Raw genomic sequence first — 18,660 nt, forward strand, 5'->3', positions numbered from 1 at the left:
TTTTGTAATTCCTTAAGAACTAACGCGGTGCATTTTACTATCTTGCAGTATGGAGAAAACCGTAATTGGACGTATAGACAAGGCAGATTTCCCGGCCTTGCATCTCGAGGAGATCGCGGTAAAAATTGATACCGGGGCTTATACTTCCTCTATTCATTGTGATGATATTTGGGAAAAAGAGGGCATTTTACATTGTAGATTTCTCGATGATGAACACCCTTTGTATAATGGTAAGGAGTTCACCTTCAGAGATTATGATATAGTTTTTGTGAGAAGCAGTAATGGATTAATTCAAAAGCGATATCAGGTAGTCTCTACCATCAAAATTTTTAATAAGGTGTATAAAATTTCGCTTTCTTTGTCATCCCGTCAGGAAATGCGGTATCCGGTTTTGATCGGTCGTAAATTTCTCACCAAAAAATTCATTGTAGACACCGAGCTAACTGACGTTTCTTACAATCTTAAGCAAAATGAAAATAAAAATCCTGTCCAGGAATAGTCACCTGTACTCTACACAGCGATTGGTAGAAGCTGCTAAAAAAAGACACCACGAGGTTGAGGTTATCGATCCGCTTAAATGTGATCTTGTAATCGAGAAGCGCAAACCCTCGATTTTTTATAAGGGTCGAATGATAGAGGGTACCGATGCTGTGATTCCACGTATTGGAGCTTCAGTTACATTTTATGGTACTGCCGTAGTAAGGCAATTTGAAATGATGGGTGTTTTTACCACTACCGAGTCACAGGCTTTGGTTCGAAGCCGGGATAAACTTCGCAGTTTACAGGTGCTTTCAAGGGCAAGGCTGGGTCTTCCCAAAACCGTATTTACCAATTATTCTAAAGATGTGCACGAGGTAATCGAACACGTTGGCGGGGCACCCCTTATTATAAAATTGCTGGAAGGAACCCAGGGTCTTGGAGTTGTACTCGCCGAGACCAACAACGCGGCCGAATCGGTTATCGAAGCCTTTAACGGGCTGCAGGCAAGGGTGATAGTTCAGGAATTTATCAAAGAAGCCGGTGGTGCCGATATCAGGGCTTTTGTAGTAGATGGTCACGTGGTGGGTGCGATGAAACGCCAGGGAAAAGAAGGAGAATTTCGCTCTAATCTTCACCGTGGGGGAACAGCTTCAGTAATTCAGCTAAGCGACGAGGAAGAAAACGCCGCGATTAAGGCAGCCAGGGCTATGAGCCTTGGAGTGGCCGGGGTAGATATGCTTCAGAGCGACAGAGGTCCATTAATTCTGGAAGTAAACTCCTCGCCGGGCTTGGAAGGAATAGAAGAAGCTACCGGGAAAGACATCGCCAAATCCATAATTCGCTACATAGAGAGAAACGTATAATTTATGCCAAGAATTACCAGAGATAATGTACTGGAAATACTGGGTGAAAAAGTACAACCAGGAAAAAGCGCCACTATTAATTTTAATATGGCCCGTCTTTACACAACGACATCGGTAGAGGTTCCTGTAATAATTGAAAGATCCAAAAAACCGGGGCCGGTGGTGCTCATAACTGCCGGAATTCATGGTGATGAGATAAATGGAATTGAAGTAGTTCGTCAAATTATTTCAAAAGGAATCAATAAACCTCAAAAAGGAAGCATTATTTGCATTCCGGTGGTGAATATTTTCGGGTTTTTAAATATGCGCCGCGAATTTCCCGACGGCCGGGACCTCAACCGAATGTTCCCAGGCTCACAAAACGGATCTCTGGCAAGCAGATTTGCATTTCAGTTCGTCGAGAAAATTTTGCCGGTAGCCAATTTTTGCCTGGATTTTCATACCGGTGGCGCAAGTAGATTTAATGCCCCCCAGATTCGGGTGAAAAAAGGAGATGATCAAAGTATATCATACGCAAAAATCTTCAACGCACCTTTTACGATTCATTCTAAAACCATCACCAAATCATACAGGGAAACCTGTTCAAAACTGGGAATTCCGGTTTTGTTGTATGAAGGCGGGAAATCGCAATTCAGCGATAAGGAAATCGCCCGGCACGGGGTTGAAGGCACTATGCGAATGTTAAGCCACCTGGAAATGCTCAATCCGAAATTTGAATATCCCGATGCCAATACTCAAACCGTCATCATCGAGAATAGTTTCTGGATGCGGGCCAAATACAGCGGACTCCTCCATATAAAAATCCCCTGCGGAAAACATGTTGAAAAAGGCGAATTTATTGCCACCATTACCGATCCCTACGGGAAATTTCGCCATAAGGTGAAGGCCGCCAACACAGGTTATATTATCAATGTAAATGAGTCGCCTATCGTCTACCAGGGTGATGCCATTTTTCATATTTCCCTTCCTCCAAAAGAAGAAGATGAATAAAAACCAACTTCGAAATAAATATCGAAACCTGCGCAGCGAATTAAGCCTGGAGGAAATAGATTCCAGAAGCCTGGACATCGCAAACAACCTGTTGAATCTTCCGGTTTGGGATGCTGAATTCTACCACTTATTTTTAAGCATTACCGAACAAAAAGAAGTAAATACCGAATTCATTCTGCATATTTTGCAGGGAAAAGATAAGCATATCGTTGTTTCAAAAACCGATATTGAAAATCACCAGCTGCGGCATTTTTTACTCACCGATAATACCGCCATCAAAAAAAACAAGTGGAATATCCCTGAACCCACGGGAGGTATAGAAATACCTGAAGAAAAACTGGATGTGGTTTTTATTCCGTTGCTCGCCTTCGATAAAACCGGGCATCGCATAGGCTACGGAAAAGGTTTCTACGATAATTTTTTGCAGAAATGTAAACCAGGAGTTCTTAAAATTGGACTTTCTCTCTTTGAAGCTGAAGACAGTATTACTGAAGTCTTTGAACACGATGTGGCCCTGGATTATTGTGTGACTCCCAAAACCGTCTATCAATTTAAAAATTAGACATTTACTTGGCAGGTAACGAACATTGCTTTATTTTTATCTAAACCTAGCCAACTTTAGATGCTCAACGATCTTCAATTAAACAGCATTCTGGAAGATTTTGATATTGCCTACTGGCATATCAATCTATTCAGTAAACAGTTGAGCTGGTCTCCACATTTCACTTCCCTGGTAGGCGATCCCAAACAGGAAGATCTTATAGAGCATTTTATTTCAGAAGTACTGCATCCCGATTATAGATATGATTTCAGGCTGCATTATGACAGGCTTTTTGAAAACGCTCAGAGTTTCAACCTGGAACTTAAAATCAAACTTCAAAATGGCAAATATCGCTGGTTTGAATGCAGAAATTTACAGAATAAAGATTCAGGCAAGCCCGAAACCGCGGTACTTTTATTCGTAAATATCCATCAGAATAAGCGGGATCAGTATACCATCGAAGAAAATTTTTTTTACTACCGCGAAACCGCAGAAATGACCAATACCGGGGGTTGGTACATAGACACCGACAACCGCAATATCTACTGGGACAATGTCACCAAAAAGATTATAAACTGCCCGCAGGATTACCAGCCATCCTATGAGGAACGACTAAAATTTTATGCACCCGAGCATCATCAAAAAATGCTTTCGGCATTTGATAAGTGCGAGAAATACGGGATTCCGTTTAAGATAGAATTGAAAATGCTCGATTTATACAACCGGGAATTTTGGGTTCGTGCCACCGGGAAACCGGTGTATAATGAAGAGCAACGCATTATAGGAATTCGCGGGGTTTTTCAGGATATCAATGAAAATAAGGTCAATGAAATAAACTTGCAGAACTCCCTGGATATCATAGCTACTCAAAATTCGAGGCTCTTTAATTTCGCCCATCTGGTTTCCCATCATCTAAGGTCGCATAGCAGCAATCTAAGCCTTATTGTAGAACTTCTTAAGGAAGCCCGTAGCGATAAGGATAAACTGGAATTGCTGGACAATGTTGAAGATATTTCAGAAAATATAGAAAATGCCATCACGAGATTGAATGGGATGGTCAACAATCAAAGTTTGCTGCATAAGAATTTTAAACAGATAAGCTTCGAAACCGCTTTAGAGGTAGTCCTTTCTTCAATTTCTTCCTTAGTTAATCGAGAAAATGCACAAATAGTCGGTGAATTTCAGGAACTAAAAGAAATTAACTATATCCCTGAATATCTAGAAATTATTTTACTAAATTTAATCACAAATGCCATAAAATATAAGCATCCCGGGAGAAAGCCAGTTATTTTTATTCAAACCTACAGGAATAATGAAGGGCAATTTCTCGAATTGAGCGACAATGGTATGGGCATAGACCTGGACAGGCACGGCGATAAGCTATTTGGAATGTACAATACTTTTCACAGACATCCCGAAGCCACAGGAATAGGTCTTTTTATCACTAAAAACCAGGTGGAGACTTTGGGAGGATCTATCTCGGTTAGCAGCTCGGTAGATGTGGGCACAACGTTTAAAATTAAATTCTAGATTCTATTATGGGGCAAAAAGTAGAATTGGCGTGTATTATTGACGATGACAAAATATACGTAAATCTGGTACGAAAGATTATTGAGATCAAGAAACTTTCGAAAAATCTAATCATTTTTAAGAACGGCCGGGAGGCGCTGGAATATTTTCAGAAAAATCTAAGCAGTCTTAGTGAAGACAGTCTGCCTGAGATCATTTTTCTGGACCTAAATATGCCGGTGATGGATGGTTGGGAATTTTTAAATGAGTTCATCAAAATTAAAAATGAGCTGAGCAAAAAAATACAGCTCTATGTGGTGAGTTCATCTATTGATCCCAGAGACCTGGAGAGGGCCAAATCTTTTAATATGGTGACCGATTATCTAATCAAACCTATTGAACTTAAAAAGTTTGAAAAGATTTTTACCAGGAATGCCGCTTAGTTGTTTTCTTCTTTTGGAAAAGCTCTCTTATTAAATATTAGCAATAGCACCACACCAATGCTTATTGCCGAATCGGCTATGTTAAAAACCGGCTCGAAGAAAGTGATATGATCTCCACCCCAAAACGGGATCCAATCGGGTAAATAGCCTTTATATAAAGGGAAATAAAGCATATCTACCACCTTTCCGTGAAAGATGGTGCCGTAACCTCCATCGGCCGGCATAAATTCGGCTATCTGTCCGTAGCTGTGATCGAAGATGATTCCGTAGAAAACAGAATCTATGATATTACCCAGAGCACCGGCGCAGATAAGGGCAATCGAAAATATCAAAATTCGGGAGGCATTTTTGCGAACCGAGTCCCACAACCAGTAGCCCAGGCCAACTACAGCTACCAAACGAAAAAGAGTTAAAGCGAGTTTGCCGTACTCCCCGGGAATTTTGGTTCCCCAGGCCATTCCTTCATTCTCCACAAAAAGAATTCGGAACCAGTCAAAAACTCTTACTTCATCTCCTAAAGCAAAATTGGTTTTTATGTAATATTTGGAAATCTGATCGATTAAAAGGACCAAAAATATAACGAGGCCCGCTTTTTTCAAGGACATGTGTACAACTTAGATTAAATCGTCCCAAAAATACGATTATTATTTAGTTTTTACTTCTATATAAAAAGCCAATACAACTGCTTTACCCGGGTTTAAAACAGCAAACGCTTGCCTATGTAAAACACGGGCAAGCGTTTTAATTTTATAAGCCGGAAAGAATTAGCGAGTTTTATCGCTGCATATTCTTGGCTTCTATGCTAAGCGTGGCGTGCGGCACCAGTTTTAGTCTTTCCTTTGCGATAAGCTTACCGGTTACACGGCATACCCCGTAGGTTTTGTTTTCAATACGCATAAGCGCATTTTTAAGGTCTCTAATGAACTTCTCCTGGCGAATGGCCAGTTGAGAGTTTGCCTCTTTGCTCATTGTTTCGCTTCCTTCCTCGAATGCTTTGAACGTAGGTGAGGTATCGTCGGTACCATTATTCCCGTCGTTCTTGTAAGCATTTTGATAAATAGCAAGCTGCTCCTGCGCCTTTCTTATTTTCTGAAGAATAATCTCCTTGAATTCGGCAAGGTCGGCATCGCTGTATCTTTCTTTAACATCGGTAGACATAGCTTAATGTTTTTTAATGAACACCTTAGTGGTAATGTCGTCGAAGCTTACCTCAGCTCCTTCGGTTACCACTTCTGCAACTTCGAGATTTGCAGTTAGTGTTTCGTTCTTAATATAGGTTATATTTTCGTTCACGGCATCCTCGACTATACCGTCTTTTTGTAGGGTCACATCTATGGTATCTGTCACCTCAAGACCACTGTCTTTTCTAAGGTTCTGGATACGGTTTACCAGTTCTCTGGCCACTCCTTCTTTTCGTAATTCGGGCGAAATGCTAACATCCAGGGCTACAGTTATATTCCCGCTACTGGTTACCAGCCAACCTTCAATATCCTGGGAGCTAATCTCCACATCGCTGGCAGCCAAATTAATCATTTTTCCATTAACTTCAACTTCTATGCCGCCTTCGCGCTCAATAGTAGCAATATCTGTGGCATTAAAGCTATTTATTTTGCTCACTATCAACTTCATATCCTTTCCGAAGCGGGGACCAAGCACTTTAAAATTAGGCTTGATTTGCTTTACCAAAATCCCTGAAGCATCATCGATAAGCTCTAATTCTTTTACATTTACTTCCGATTTTATAAGGTCCTGAACCGCAAGTATCTCCTGTTTCTGATTTTCATCCAACACCGGGATCATCACCTTTTGCAAAGGTTGCCGCACTTTGATCATTTCTTTCTTCCGAAGAGATAAAACCAGCGAAGAGATGATTTGCGCTTTCTCCATTTTGCGCTCCAATTCCTTATCTACAAATTTCTTATCGAAAACCGGGAAATCGGCCAGGTGTACCGACTCGAAATTTTCCTTTCCGGTAGCTTTATTCAGGTCGCTATACAACCGGTCCATAAAGAATGGTGCTACCGGGGCGCCGAGTTTGGCCACGGTTTCCAAACAGGTGTATAAAGTTTGATAAGCTGAAATTTTATCCTGCTCATAATCGCCTTTCCAGAATCTTCTTCGACTTAATCGCACGAACCAGTTGCTCAGGTTTTCCTGCACAAATTCTGAAATGGCCCTGGTAGCGCGGGTGGGCTCATAATCGGCATAGAATTTATCTACTTTTTCGATAAGCGTATGCAATTCTGAAAGTATCCACCGGTCTATTTCAGGTCTTTGGTCTAAAGGCACATCGGCTTCTGAATAGTTGAAATTGTCGATGTTCGCATATAAGGTAAAGAAGGAGTAGGTATTATAAAGGGTTCCGAAGAATTTACGGCGCACCTCTCCTATGCCCTCAATATCAAATTTCAGGTTATCCCAGGGATTTGCATTCGAAATCATATACCAACGCGTGGCATCGGGTCCAAACGCTGCAAGAGTTTCAAATGGATCTACGGCATTGCCCAAACGCTTGGACATTTTTTGACCATTTTTATCTAAAACCAGCCCGTTAGAAACCACGTTTTTATAAGCCACATCATCAAAGATCATCGTAGCGATGGCGTGCAGGGTATAGAACCAACCTCGGGTCTGGTCGACACCTTCAGCGATGAAGTCGGCTGTTTTTTCCCCTTTCTCAACCTTATCCCTCATTTCAAATGGATAATGCCATTGGGCATAAGGCATAGAACCTGAATCAAACCAAACATCGATAAGATCGGCTTCGCGCTTCATCGCTTTTCCTGAATCTGAAACCAATACGATTTGATCTACTACATTTTTATGGAGGTCTACCAGCTCGTAGTTTTCCTCGCTCATATTGCCGGGTTCAAAGCCTTTAAAAAAGGCTTCTTTCATCAATCCGGCTTCCACGGCCTTCTCCATTTCCTGCTTCAGCTCTTCTACCGAGCCAATAATCTTTTCTTCCCTGCCATCTTCGGTTCTCCAGATTGGCAGCGGAATTCCCCAATACCGGCTTCTGGAAAGGTTCCAGTCGTTGGCATTGGCCAACCAGTTACCAAAACGACCCTCACCGGTAGATTTAGGTTTCCAGTTAATGCTTTGGTTTAATTCATACATCCTGTCCTTAAACTCGGTCACCTTGATGAACCAGGAATCTAAAGGATAGTATAATATCGGCTTATCGGTACGCCAGCAATTAGGGTAGCTGTGAACATATTTTTCAACCTTAAAAGCCCTGTTTTCTTCTTTCAGTTTAATGGCAAGTTCTACATCTACCGATTTTTCAGGCGCCTGCCCCTCATCGTAGTATTCATTTTTCACATACTTGCCGGCAAATTCACCCATCTCAGGTCTAAATTTCCCCTGCAGGTCTACCAATGGCACCAAATTGCCATTTTCATCTTTTACCAGAATTGGTGGTACTTCAGGCGTAGCCTGTTTTGCCACCAAAGCATCATCGGCTCCAAAAGTTGGCGCGGTATGCACAATCCCGGTACCATCTTCGGTAGTCACAAAATCTCCCGCGATTACCCTAAAAGCATTTTCAGGATTTTCGAATGGCTGGGCATAAGGCAATAACTGCTCATACTTTATTCCAACCAGGTCTTTCCCTAAATAAGTATCTGCGATTAAAAAAGGTATTTTCTTATCTCCCTGCTTATATTGCTGCAATTCTTCCTCGGAAGTTACCTCAACAAATTTCTTATCGAATTGCTTTCTGGCCAAATCTTTGGCTACCATAACCTTTATAGGCTCGAAAGTATATTGGTTATAGGTTTTAACCGAAACATATTCGATTTTAGGACCTACGGTTAAGGCTGTATTCGACGGAAGCGTCCAGGGAGTGGTGGTCCAGGCGATGAGAAAAGCCCCCTCCAAACCTCCCCCAATAGGGGAGGCTTTAGAATCAATAATTTTAAACATCGCCGTAACCGTGGTGTCGGTTACATCCTGATAAGTTCCCGGCTGGTTTAGTTCGTGTGAACTCAAACCGGTTCCCGCCTTTGGCGAATACGGCTGAATGGTATAGCCTTTGTAAATAAGGCCCTTTTTATAAATTTCGGAAAGCAGCCACCACACTGTTTCCATATATTTAGATTTGTAGGTGATATAGGGATTCTCCATATCTACCCAATAGCCCATTTTCTCGGTAAGGTCGTTCCACACGTCGGTGTAACGCATTACTGCATTTTTACAGGCTTCATTGTATTTTTCTACTGAAATTTTTGTTCCGATATCTTCCTTGGTAATTCCCAGCTCTTTTTCCACGCCAAGTTCTACCGGAAGCCCGTGTGTATCCCAGCCGGCTTTTCTCTTTACCTGATATCCTTTTTGGGTTTTATAGCGGCAAAAAATATCTTTTATGGCCCTTGCCATCACGTGATGAATTCCCGGAAGCCCGTTGGCCGATGGTGGCCCTTCAAAGAATACAAAAGGCTCCCTGCCTTCGCGGGTGCTTACGCTTTTTTCAAAAATATCGTTCTCCTTCCAGTAGGTAAGGATTTCGTCTGCTACTTTTGGTAAGTCAAGTCCTTTATATTCAGGGAACTTATTGCTCATTTTTCAGGAATTTCTAATGAACCGCGAAATTAATGAATTTTAGTAAAATAGCAGTCCATAAAAAAGAAAACCCGCTACAGGCGTTCCCTTAAATTTTGAATTTTTTAAAAACTATACCTAACAGCTAAAATCAAATTTCGGCCTGCTGCTGCAATTCCCGAAGAGTAGGTTCGGTAGCGCTGATCGGTGATATTCTCAAGAGATGTGATAAAAAGCCAGTTTTCATTTAATTCATATTGGCCTGAAAAGTTGAGCGTATACCAGGAAGGAGAATAAGGTAAGCCCCGGGCATCGGTTGCATAGAGATAAGCTTTGCCCTGTTCAGAAGGGGCGAGGTCTTCATACTCGAATTGCCCGTTATATTCTGCAAAAAGATCGAATTTTAGCTGTTTTTTATGCCAAATTAGATGGGTATTCCCAAACATTGGTGCGGCGTGGCGTAAGGGCGCAGTCTCGCCATTATCCAACTCTTCTTCTCCCCGGGTGTAATTGAAATGTGATTTTAACCGCAGCGCCACCGAAAAATCGATCTCTACCCCGGCTTCAATTCCATACACCCTGGCCTGAGAAGCATTTTGAATAGCCTGCACCCTGCTGGGTTCTCCCTGATAATCGATTTCTGTTTCTCCACCCAGGCTAAAATCACGTCTTACCATCGCATTGTCCAGAAGCGTATAGAATCCGGTGAAAATAAAACTAAGGTTAGTCATTGGTGTCCAGTCGAAACCGAGCTCCCCGTTATAGGAATATTCAGGCTTTAGCTCCGGATTTGGCACTACTACCGCGCCCGGTTCAGAATCGAAAATTTTACCTATGTCGTCTATATTTGGAGCTCTAAATGCTGTACTAAAGTTTAATCTCCAACCCATCGAATTGTTTTGCCTCCAGTTTACACCCGCGCTTCCGGTGAGTGAGCCTGTATTGATATTTGCTTCAGAAAAAGGAAAATCGAAGAAATTATCATCAAATTCAGAATCGATGAAAATATAATTATACCGCAAGCCCGATTGGAAAGAAAGCTTTGGGTTAATTTTCCATTGGTAGGTACTGTAGGCCGCTAAACTTTGCCAGCTACTGCCGTCGGGATAACGGGAAGCATCGGCAGTTCGGTTTCCAGATTGGATATTAAAAATATCGGCTTTTGAGGCTACATTGTTGAGAATGTACTCGCCGCCATAGAAAATTCGGCTTTCATCAAAGCTTTTCTCCAAATCCAGATTAAAGGAATAGGCATCTACCTTTTCCCGTGAATTAAAGCGTTCTTCAGCTCCAAAATTGCGGTTATGCCGGCTTTCTTTAAAATTCTGGTAAGCCGCTGTGAACTGGAAATTATCATAAAAAGAGGTTTCCCCTCTTTTATTGATTCGAAAATTACCCATAAACCAATCCTGAGGACCATAATACCACTCGGCAGAACGCAGTGACCCGTTTCGATATTCCATCAACCTGTCATAGCGAGGAAAATTTGAGGTAGAAGAATACCACAAGCCTAAATTAAGGTCCCAGCCATTCCCGGCCATATATTTAATCTTCTGCAATAAATTTATCTGGTTATAAGCGGTGGGATTTTGAATTCGGGGATCTTCGTTTTGCACCAGCCTATCTGCTCCGTTTTCGGTAAGTACGTATTCGGGTCGCAAATAATCGTCAGGGCCGTTTGAGCCCATTCTCAAATCACCAAAATCTGAATAGGTTACACCGGTGGTAAAGGCCCAATTTTCGGTACCAATATTAAAATTAGCGTGAGTAGTTTTCTCGTTTGCAGCGGTGCTATACCTGGCAAAAGCGCTTCCTGTAATCGTTGTTTCCCCGGAAATTGCAAACCTGGGTTTCAGCGAATAGAAATTCATCACCCCACCCACTGCATCGCTTCCATACACCACTGAAGCAGGGCCAAGAATAACTTCGGTATTTTCTATCAAAAGCGGATCTATAGAAATCACATTTTGAAGATTTCCACTCCTAAAGATTGCGGTATTCATTCTAACCCCATCTACGGTGATAAGCAGGCGGTTGGTGGCAAAACCTCTTATCATAGGGCTTCCGCCTCCCATTTGGCTTTTTTGCACATATACCTGGCCGCTGCTTTCCAAAAGATCGGCAGAGGTTTGCGGATTGTTTAAAAAAACATCGGCCCGGTTAAACCCAATTACTTTTTGAGGAGTTTCCTCCCTTCTCATTTCAAACTTAGCTGCAGAAAGCACCACCTGGTCAAGTTCGTTTTCATCTACTTCAAGCCGCACGAGATTTCCCTGTTGCCTGATTTGTGGTTTTAACAAACTCACCTCTTTATGGGTCATATGCTTAAAAAAGATTCTTTCAGAAGCTGAAAATTTAGAAATATCGGCTTTTCCGAAAATATTGGTATGAGTAGCGGTGCTCTTATCGCGGTTATAAATCGCCACCCCGGCAAGCGGCTCCCCGGTATATAAATCGAGCACACTTATTTCCTGGCCCAGGGCCAGGTTTAAAAACAACAGGAAAAAAAGACTTAGAGAGACTTTTTGCATCAATGAAATATTTCGTTCAAAACCGAAAGCGACCTGGGTTTTCTAAATCCTTCGATATGTAACTGGTAAAATACGAGCAATTGATCCAGGAAATTTTTTCGTAAAGATTGGTTTAATTTAATATGGCTTAGCTCATCAAATTCTATGCCCAGGAACTGCCTTAAAATAGATGTATTTTCAGCATCTAAAGTATATTCATTTGGATGCTGCTGAAATATCCCTTCCATAAGATCAAAATAAGGATAATGAGCATTAGACGGATCTGGGCTAAACCCGAGGTAGGTCGACAAATCTATTAAGAACCCCAGGTGGAAGTTAGCCGGTTTGCTTTCCTGATCCAGATATATAAAACTGCGTTCTAAAAATTCAAAAAGAGCGGGATTAGCCTCCTCCTCCTGGATAGCATTTCGCAGAACTTCAGCTAAAAACAGCACCAGAGATGATTTTAGAACATCGCTATGCAAATTGGCATAATGAGCCTTGATCCTGGCTTCCTGTAAATATTCGAGCTTGCCGGTGTTTTTATGCTTTGCCACAATCTCCAGCCGGGTTAAAGGCTGGAACATAGAAACCCTGAATTTCCCCTTTTTCGATTTCAGCAGTCTTTTTAGCATATAGCTTTTAAGGCCATCGCTTTGGGTGTACAGCTTTACGATAAGATCGGCCTCGCCATATTTCAGAGCGCTAATCACAATGGCCCCGGTATTCACCTGCATAATGCTTTATTTACACACGAATATAAAAAATGCCGCTTTAGAGGCGGCATTTTTAAGTGTTTGAAAGTTTATTTTATACTGCGCCCTGGGCCAGCATAGCATCGGCAACTTTTACAAAACCTGCGATATTGGCTCCTTTTACATAATCTACAAAGCCGTCTTCGTTAGTCCCGAACTCCACACATTTTTCGTGAATATTATTCATGATTTCGTGAAGTTTTTTGTCTACCTCCTCGGCAGTCCAGCCATAACGCATAGAGTTTTGAGACATTTCAAGACCCGAAGTAGCTACCCCTCCTGCATTAGAAGCTTTTCCCGGTGAGAAAAGAATTCTTGCATTAAGAAAATGCTCAACAGCCTCTGGAGTACAGGGCATATTCGCACCTTCCCCAACACAAATACAACCGTTATTTACCAGCTTTTTGGCATCGGTAAGTTCCAGTTCATTTTGAGTCGCACAGGGAAGCGCCACGTCACATTTCACTCCCCAGGGAGTTTCTCCTTCGTAATAGTTTGCTGAAGGATATTCTTCTACATATTCGCTTATTCTACCGCGCTTCTCATTTTTCAATTCCATAATGAACTGAAGTTTCTCTTCATCTATTCCGGTTTCATCGTAAATATATCCGCCTGAATCTGACATAGTCACCACTTTAGCGCCAAGCTGAAGCGCCTTCTCGGCAGCATACTGGGCTACGTTTCCTGAACCGGAAATCACTACTGTTTTTCCTTCGAAGCTTTCACCTCTGGTCTTCAGCATATTTTGAGCGAAGTATACATTTCCGTATCCGGTAGCTTCAGGACGAATTAGAGAACCTCCGTAAGAAAGACCTTTTCCGGTAAGGATTCCGGTAAATTCGTTTTGCAATCTTTTGTATTGACCAAACATATAGCCTACTTCTCTGGCTCCAACTCCTATATCACCTGCGGGAACATCAACATCAGATCCTATATGTCTTGCCAGCTCGGTCATAAAACTCTGGCAAAAACGCATTACTTCGTTATCAGATTTTCCTTTGGGATCAAAATCAGATCCTCCTTTACCTCCACCCATTGGCAGGGTAGTAAGGCTGTTTTTAAATACCTGCTCGAAGGCAAGGAATTTTAGGATGCTCAGGTTTACTGAAGGGTGAAAGCGCAATCCGCCTTTGTATGGCCCGATGGCCGAATTCATTTGAATTCTAAACCCACGGTTCACCTGAATTTTTCCCTGGTCATCTACCCAGGGAACACGGAACATAATTACGCGTTCTGGTTCTACCATTCGCTCGAGGAGCATTCTATCCTGGTATTTCTTATTCTTTTCTATAAAGGGGATAATGGTTTCTGCTACTTCCCGAACAGCTTGCATGAATTCGGGTTCATTTTGATTCCTTTGCGATACCTGATCAAGGAAGTCTTTTACGTTTTGTTCCATAGTGTATAGGTGCTAATAAATTTTACAACAAAATGTGTTATTTACAGCACAAATATATGGGTTATCCAAAAAAGAGACGGAAATTTTTATGTTTTGATATAAAATTAACGTTAGAATTTGAGGCTTTTATGAGCCCTATCAGCTTTCGTAACATGTTAAAGGAGTTTTTATATATTTGTTTACACTCAAACCCGGGGCAAATGCGGTTTTTCCAATTATTTTTAGTATTCTCATTACTATGCCTTCTGCCTCTTCAAAAGGCTCAGGCTCAATTGGGAATGTCGCACGAAATAGGCTTTTTCCTCGGCCCGGCTAATTTTCTTACCGATTATGGCGAGCGCTGGAACATAGAAAACAATGTGGCCAATGCAGGGTTGGGCGTAGGTTTAGTGCATTTTATGCATTTTGCGCATCACCAGCAATGCAATATTTATGACTCGGGTTCATTCTTTAAAGGACACTTTAGAATTAGAAACGAAGTCAATTTTCTAAGATCCAATCTGGAGCATTATGGGCCGGTAGCCTCGCAACCTACTGTAGGAGGTCAGCTTCTACGCGCAATGCATGGGGTTACCCACGTATGGGAGGTGGGCACTCATCTTGAATATCACCCGCTGGGAATTCGCCGCTTTTCCAATTTCGGATATTGGTTCTCGCCCTATATCGCAGCAGGAATACATTATGTGAATTACAAGCCCGATGCCTACTCAGATCTTGGTCCACTTGACGATCCCAACAATATCTTCCCGGCCTTTCAGGGCGGAATTAACCTGGATCGCGGCAGCACTTTTTCGGTGGTGGGAATTCTTGGGGCTCGGTATAAATTGGGGGTCAACCACGATCTAATGGTAGAAGGCCGGTATCATTATTACGGAAATGACTGGATAGACGGTCTAAACCATAACGCTCCCCAAAACAAATACAACGACCTGGTATTTTGGGTGAATATTGGTTATGTGTACTACCTGAGTTATTAAAACTTTAGTGCGGAAGTCTTTAAAATTTTTCCTCCTTTTTGCTGAATTTCCTCTTTTGCTTTTTCAAAACCCTCCTGGTTCAATGCCCTGGTAGCATCTTCCAGCAAAACTGCATTGAAACCTTCATCTAAAGCATCTTTTACCGAAAAAGCCACACAAAATTCGGCAGCCAGTCCGCAGAAATAAAGCTCTGTAGCTCCTTTCTCTTTGAGGTAACCGCTAAGCCCGGTAGACTTCTTATGCGCATTGTCGTAAAATCCGCTGTAACTGTCAATCTTTGGATTGGTACCCTTTCTAAAAATCGCTTCGATATGACCGGTATGCAAATCTTTATGAAATTCTGCTCCGTGGGTGTTTTGAACACAATGCACCGGCCATAGAATTTGCGGAATGCCGTCTAATTCAATTTCATCAAATTCCTTTTTCCCTGAATAACTGGCCGCGAAACTGGCGTGGCCATTAGGGTGCCAATCCTGGGTCGCGATTACCAGGTCGAATTGTGGCTGCAGCTCATTGATAAGAGAAACGATCTCATTTCCCTTTGGCACCGCCAGAGCGCCCCCCGGCATAAAGTCGTTCTGAAGATCGATGATAATAAGAGTTTTCATAATCTACTTTTTAAAGGCAGAGATAAGCTTATCCCGTTCGGCTTGTAGTTTTTCACTTATCCCGATTTTGTAAATATGCGGATTGTTAAATCGTTTGTATTCAATAGGCAATTCTTCCAAACGCTTTTTGCTGTAGGCCGCGATTTCGCTAAGGCTCTTAAATTCTATTTGAATTTTGCCATTTTTCATTACCGGCTTTAGCAACTTTTCCTGGTTTAAATCACCCACTTCCATTGATTTAAAAGGTTCGTAGGGATGATGCATCACCTCAATTTTCTCCTCATCGGCCAGGCCAATAGCATCGGCCCCCACGCATTTTCCTTCAGCATCTTTAATGCGAAACACCTGTTTTTTATGCGGAAGGGTGACCTTTATAAGACTTTCAGAAATTTTAATTCTGGGCTTGCCGGCCGAAAAGCTGAGTTTATAAACCCCATCCAGGGCCGCATCGGGACTTCCAATTACCAGGTTGGTTCCCACACCAAAAATATCGATGGGCGCTTCCTGCTCGAGCAAACTCTTAATCACATTCTCATCTAACTGATTCGAGGCCGCAATTTTTACATAGCCTAGACCGGCTTCATCCAGCAGTTTTCGGCTTTGTTTAGCCAGGTAGGCTAAATCACCGCTGTCCAGCCTAATAGCCAGTAGGCGTTGACCCTTTTCTTCCATTTCCTTGGCCACTTTGATGGCATTAGGCACTCCGCTTTTTAATGTATCGTAAGTATCGACCAGCAGCACACAATTTTTAGGCCTTCCTTCAGCGAAATCTCTAAAAGCCTTGAGTTCGGTATCATAACTTTGAATAAAACTATGCGCCATAGTTCCCGAAACCGGGATGTTAAAATCTCTTCCCGCGATTACATTGCTGCTGCCGTCAAAGCCGCCAATAATTGCTGCACGGCTGGCATAATAACCCCCGGGGCCTTGCGCCCTGCGCAATCCGAAATCCATCAAACTGCGTTTACCCGCTACCAGGCGCATTCGGCTGGCTTTGGTGGCGATTAAAGTTTGAAAATTCAACAAATTAAGCAGCAGGGTTTCCACGATTTGAGCTTCAACTATAGAGGCTTCCACCTGCAAGACGGGACGGGTGGGGAATACCAGGTCGCCTTCCTGTACCGAATAAATATTTCCGCGGAATTTAAAATCCCTGAGATATTCGAGAAACTCAGCATCGAAATCCTGGGTTTCGAGGTATTCGAGATCTTCAGCAGAAAAACGCAAATCTTCAATGATTTCAAGTAAATCCTGAAGCCCGGCGAAGATGGCGTAGCCCCCCTGATATGGAAGTTTTCTGAAGAAATAATCAAAAACAGCCGGCTGATCTTTATGGCCGGTTTTAAAATAAACCTGAGCCATAGAAAGTTGGTACAGGTCGGTATAGGTCGCGGTAAATTTGAACATGTAGTTAATCGAATTGATTTTTGGAAAGCTCCTGAAACAGGTTTTCGTAAACCTTTAAGTCTCCTTCGCTGTGCAGTACAAATTTAATCTTTTGCAAGTGGTTTAGCTTCGGAATTTGAGCTAAAACGGTTTCAAAACAAATGCGGGTGGCATCTTTAAGCGGATACCCGAAAGCACCAGTGGAAATCGCCGGAAATGCAATTGAATTGACTTCAGACTCTTCGGCGAGTTTCAGGGAATTTCGATAACATTGAGCCAGGTATTTTTCTTCCGGCTTGTCCTGGCCATAGACCGGCCCAAGACAATGAATCACATATTTGTTAGGGAGCTCATAGGCTTTGGTCACCACCGCCTCCCCGGGCTGTATAGGCGCCAACGGCTCGCATTCTTCGTAAAGGTTTTCCCCGGCCGCCTTGTGAATAGCTCCTGCCACACCTCCACCGGGCTCCAGCTCGGCATTGGCCGCATTCACCACGGCATCTATCCCATCCTGTTTGGCAATATCTCCCCGGGAGATCTCGATCTCAATTTGTTTATACATTTTCTTCATACCAAATGTTTTTAAGGAAGGTACAAAGAAAATGAGGGATAGGGAAAATAAAAAAGGCCTCTGTTAGACTTTTATGAGTTGCTCCCCCCCTCCCCGATGTAAAATCGGGGCAGGCTTTGGGCTCGAACCAAGCCCGATAGCCATCGGGTCACTGATTAGCGCTAATCAAATTCGTTAATTCCACACAAACACCCTTAATCTTAAAAACAAGAAAGCCCGACATTTCTGTCAGGCTTTTCGCTCCCCCTTCCCGATGTAAAATCGGGACGGGCGTTGGGCTCGAACCAACCCCGATAGCTATCGGGGCTCTGATTAACCTTAAATTCATTTACTTATATCTCAATTTCAGCTTATCCTTCATCTCAGGATATTGCTTTAAATTCTTTATATAAGTTTTGCTTTTCATAGATTTAATATGTTTCTCAATAGATAATGCCTGAGCTTTATTTTCACATTCAATTTTTTCATATAGAATCCAGTCATTTGCTTTTGAAGTAAATTTTCGAGCCTCCGGATTTTCGTGGAATTCCATTCTTCTATCAAAATTAGATGAAGAACCAGTATAAAATCTATCCAACTTTTTTGAATATAATATGTACACGATGAATTCCATACCAAATTATTCAAAACAAAAAAGCCCTACATTTCTGTAAGGCTTTTTGCTCCCCCTCTTGGGCTCGAACCAAGGACCCTCTGATTAACAGTCAGATGCTCTAACCAACTGAGCTAAGGAGGAGTGTGTTATTTATATATTTTTTTCAACTTCAATTCTATATCCTGATATTTTTTCAAATTCTGGATATGCGTTGAACTTTTCATTCGTTTGATGTGTTTTTCGATTTTCAACCCCTGACTCCGCGATTCACATTGAATCTTATGAAACAAAACCCAATCCTTAGCTGTAGCGGTAAAAGATTTTTCAAAAAAACCTTCTAAATGTTGCTTCAATCTAATTTCTAGATCTTCTGTTTCGCCAACATAATATTTCTGAAGGCTTTCAGAGTGTAGGATATAAACCCAAAAACTCATTTTTTAAAGAACTTTTTCGCTTTTGCTCTAACCTCCCGATAGCTATCGGGATGAGCT

At 42.1% G+C, this 18,660-nt stretch carries 18 protein-coding genes and 1 tRNA gene; 7 read left to right on the forward strand and 12 right to left on the reverse strand.

Annotation, left to right across the window (positions count from 1 at the left end):
* The first annotated feature begins 49 nt into the window (after nucleotides 1-49).
* The 6 genes from ACW6QP_RS00365 to ACW6QP_RS00390 are packed head-to-tail and all read left to right on the forward strand — an operon-like array spanning nucleotide 50 to nucleotide 4,826.
* Entirely contained in the window at nucleotides 50-499 is a 450-nt protein-coding gene (locus tag ACW6QP_RS00365) for an ATP-dependent zinc protease family protein (protein ID WP_457908847.1), read from the forward strand.
* Complete coding sequence (gene rimK, locus ACW6QP_RS00370) at nucleotides 471-1,343, forward strand: 30S ribosomal protein S6--L-glutamate ligase (protein ID WP_457908848.1); 873 nt, start codon at nucleotides 471-473, stop codon at nucleotides 1,341-1,343. The genes ACW6QP_RS00365 and rimK overlap by 29 nt, the downstream gene beginning before the upstream one ends.
* Nucleotides 1,344-1,346: 3 nt before the next feature.
* On the forward strand, nucleotides 1,347-2,333 hold the full coding sequence (locus ACW6QP_RS00375) for a succinylglutamate desuccinylase/aspartoacylase family protein (protein WP_457908849.1): 987 nt from the start codon (nucleotides 1,347-1,349) through the stop codon (nucleotides 2,331-2,333).
* Complete coding sequence (locus ACW6QP_RS00380) at nucleotides 2,326-2,895, forward strand: 5-formyltetrahydrofolate cyclo-ligase (protein WP_457908850.1); 570 nt, start codon at nucleotides 2,326-2,328, stop codon at nucleotides 2,893-2,895. Before ACW6QP_RS00375 ends, ACW6QP_RS00380 begins: the two co-directional genes overlap by 8 nt.
* 60 nt (nucleotides 2,896-2,955) lie before the next feature.
* Nucleotides 2,956-4,404 (forward strand): PAS domain-containing sensor histidine kinase, encoded by a 1,449-nt coding sequence (locus ACW6QP_RS00385; RefSeq protein WP_457908851.1) that lies wholly within the window; start codon nucleotides 2,956-2,958, stop codon nucleotides 4,402-4,404.
* 8 nt (nucleotides 4,405-4,412) lie between these two features.
* Entirely contained in the window at nucleotides 4,413-4,826 is a 414-nt protein-coding gene (locus tag ACW6QP_RS00390) for a response regulator (protein ID WP_457908852.1), read from the forward strand.
* On the opposite strand, the gene ACW6QP_RS00395 is transcribed toward ACW6QP_RS00390, so the two are convergent.
* The 6 genes from ACW6QP_RS00395 to gdhA all read right to left on the reverse strand — a co-directional run bounded on the left by ACW6QP_RS00395 (nucleotide 4,823) and on the right by gdhA (nucleotide 14,032).
* Complete coding sequence (locus tag ACW6QP_RS00395) at nucleotides 4,823-5,431, reverse strand: lipoprotein signal peptidase (protein ID WP_457908853.1); 609 nt, start codon at nucleotides 5,429-5,431, stop codon at nucleotides 4,823-4,825. The genes ACW6QP_RS00390 and ACW6QP_RS00395 overlap by 4 nt on opposite strands.
* A 169-nt stretch (nucleotides 5,432-5,600) precedes the next feature.
* A complete protein-coding gene (locus tag ACW6QP_RS00400; protein WP_457908854.1) occupies nucleotides 5,601-5,984 on the reverse strand; it encodes a TraR/DksA family transcriptional regulator in 384 nt (127 codons plus the stop codon).
* Between the two features lie 3 nt (nucleotides 5,985-5,987).
* Entirely contained in the window at nucleotides 5,988-9,389 is a 3,402-nt protein-coding gene (gene ileS, locus ACW6QP_RS00405; RefSeq protein ID WP_457908855.1) for an isoleucine--tRNA ligase, read from the reverse strand.
* Between the two features lie 104 nt (nucleotides 9,390-9,493).
* A complete protein-coding gene (locus ACW6QP_RS00410; protein WP_457908856.1) occupies nucleotides 9,494-11,899 on the reverse strand; it encodes a TonB-dependent receptor in 2,406 nt (801 codons plus the stop codon).
* The gene (gene recO, locus ACW6QP_RS00415; protein WP_457908857.1) at nucleotides 11,899-12,615 is read right to left on the reverse strand and encodes a DNA repair protein RecO; all 717 of its coding nucleotides are present in this window, start codon (nucleotides 12,613-12,615) and stop codon (nucleotides 11,899-11,901) included. Before recO ends, ACW6QP_RS00410 begins: the two co-directional genes overlap by 1 nt.
* A 73-nt stretch (nucleotides 12,616-12,688) precedes the next feature.
* Nucleotides 12,689-14,032 carry an NADP-specific glutamate dehydrogenase gene (gdhA, locus tag ACW6QP_RS00420; RefSeq protein ID WP_457908858.1) on the reverse strand — a complete coding sequence of 448 codons (1,344 nt, stop codon included), beginning with the start codon at nucleotides 14,030-14,032 and terminating at the stop codon, nucleotides 12,689-12,691.
* Nucleotides 14,033-14,232: 200 nt separating this feature from the next.
* On the opposite strand from gdhA, the gene ACW6QP_RS00425 reads away from it, so the two are divergent.
* Entirely contained in the window at nucleotides 14,233-15,009 is a 777-nt protein-coding gene (locus ACW6QP_RS00425) for a THC0290_0291 family protein (RefSeq protein WP_457908859.1), read from the forward strand.
* Here ACW6QP_RS00425 and pncA read toward each other — a convergent pair.
* The 6 genes from pncA to ACW6QP_RS00455 form a co-directional block, all read right to left on the reverse strand.
* Nucleotides 15,006-15,617 (reverse strand): bifunctional nicotinamidase/pyrazinamidase, encoded by a 612-nt coding sequence (pncA, locus tag ACW6QP_RS00430; protein WP_457908860.1) that lies wholly within the window; start codon nucleotides 15,615-15,617, stop codon nucleotides 15,006-15,008. The two genes, ACW6QP_RS00425 and pncA, sit on opposite strands and share 4 nt — an antisense overlap.
* A 3-nt stretch (nucleotides 15,618-15,620) precedes the next feature.
* Nucleotides 15,621-17,024, reverse strand: a complete 1,404-nt coding sequence (locus tag ACW6QP_RS00435; protein ID WP_457908861.1) for a nicotinate phosphoribosyltransferase — start codon at nucleotides 17,022-17,024, stop codon at nucleotides 15,621-15,623.
* Between the two features lie 4 nt (nucleotides 17,025-17,028).
* Nucleotides 17,029-17,574, reverse strand: coding sequence for a macro domain-containing protein (locus ACW6QP_RS00440; RefSeq protein ID WP_457908862.1), 546 nt, complete (start codon nucleotides 17,572-17,574; stop codon nucleotides 17,029-17,031).
* A gap of 328 nt (nucleotides 17,575-17,902) precedes the next feature.
* Nucleotides 17,903-18,187, reverse strand: coding sequence for a GIY-YIG nuclease family protein (locus tag ACW6QP_RS00445; protein ID WP_457908863.1), 285 nt, complete (start codon nucleotides 18,185-18,187; stop codon nucleotides 17,903-17,905).
* Nucleotides 18,188-18,236: 49 nt separating this feature from the next.
* A tRNA-Asn gene (locus ACW6QP_RS00450) sits at nucleotides 18,237-18,310 on the reverse strand.
* A gap of 5 nt (nucleotides 18,311-18,315) precedes the next feature.
* Nucleotides 18,316-18,603 carry a GIY-YIG nuclease family protein gene (locus ACW6QP_RS00455; protein WP_457908864.1) on the reverse strand — a complete coding sequence of 96 codons (288 nt, stop codon included), beginning with the start codon at nucleotides 18,601-18,603 and terminating at the stop codon, nucleotides 18,316-18,318.
* Nucleotides 18,604-18,660: the final 57 nt, after the last annotated feature.

The organism is Salegentibacter haimaensis (genome assembly GCF_054121495.1).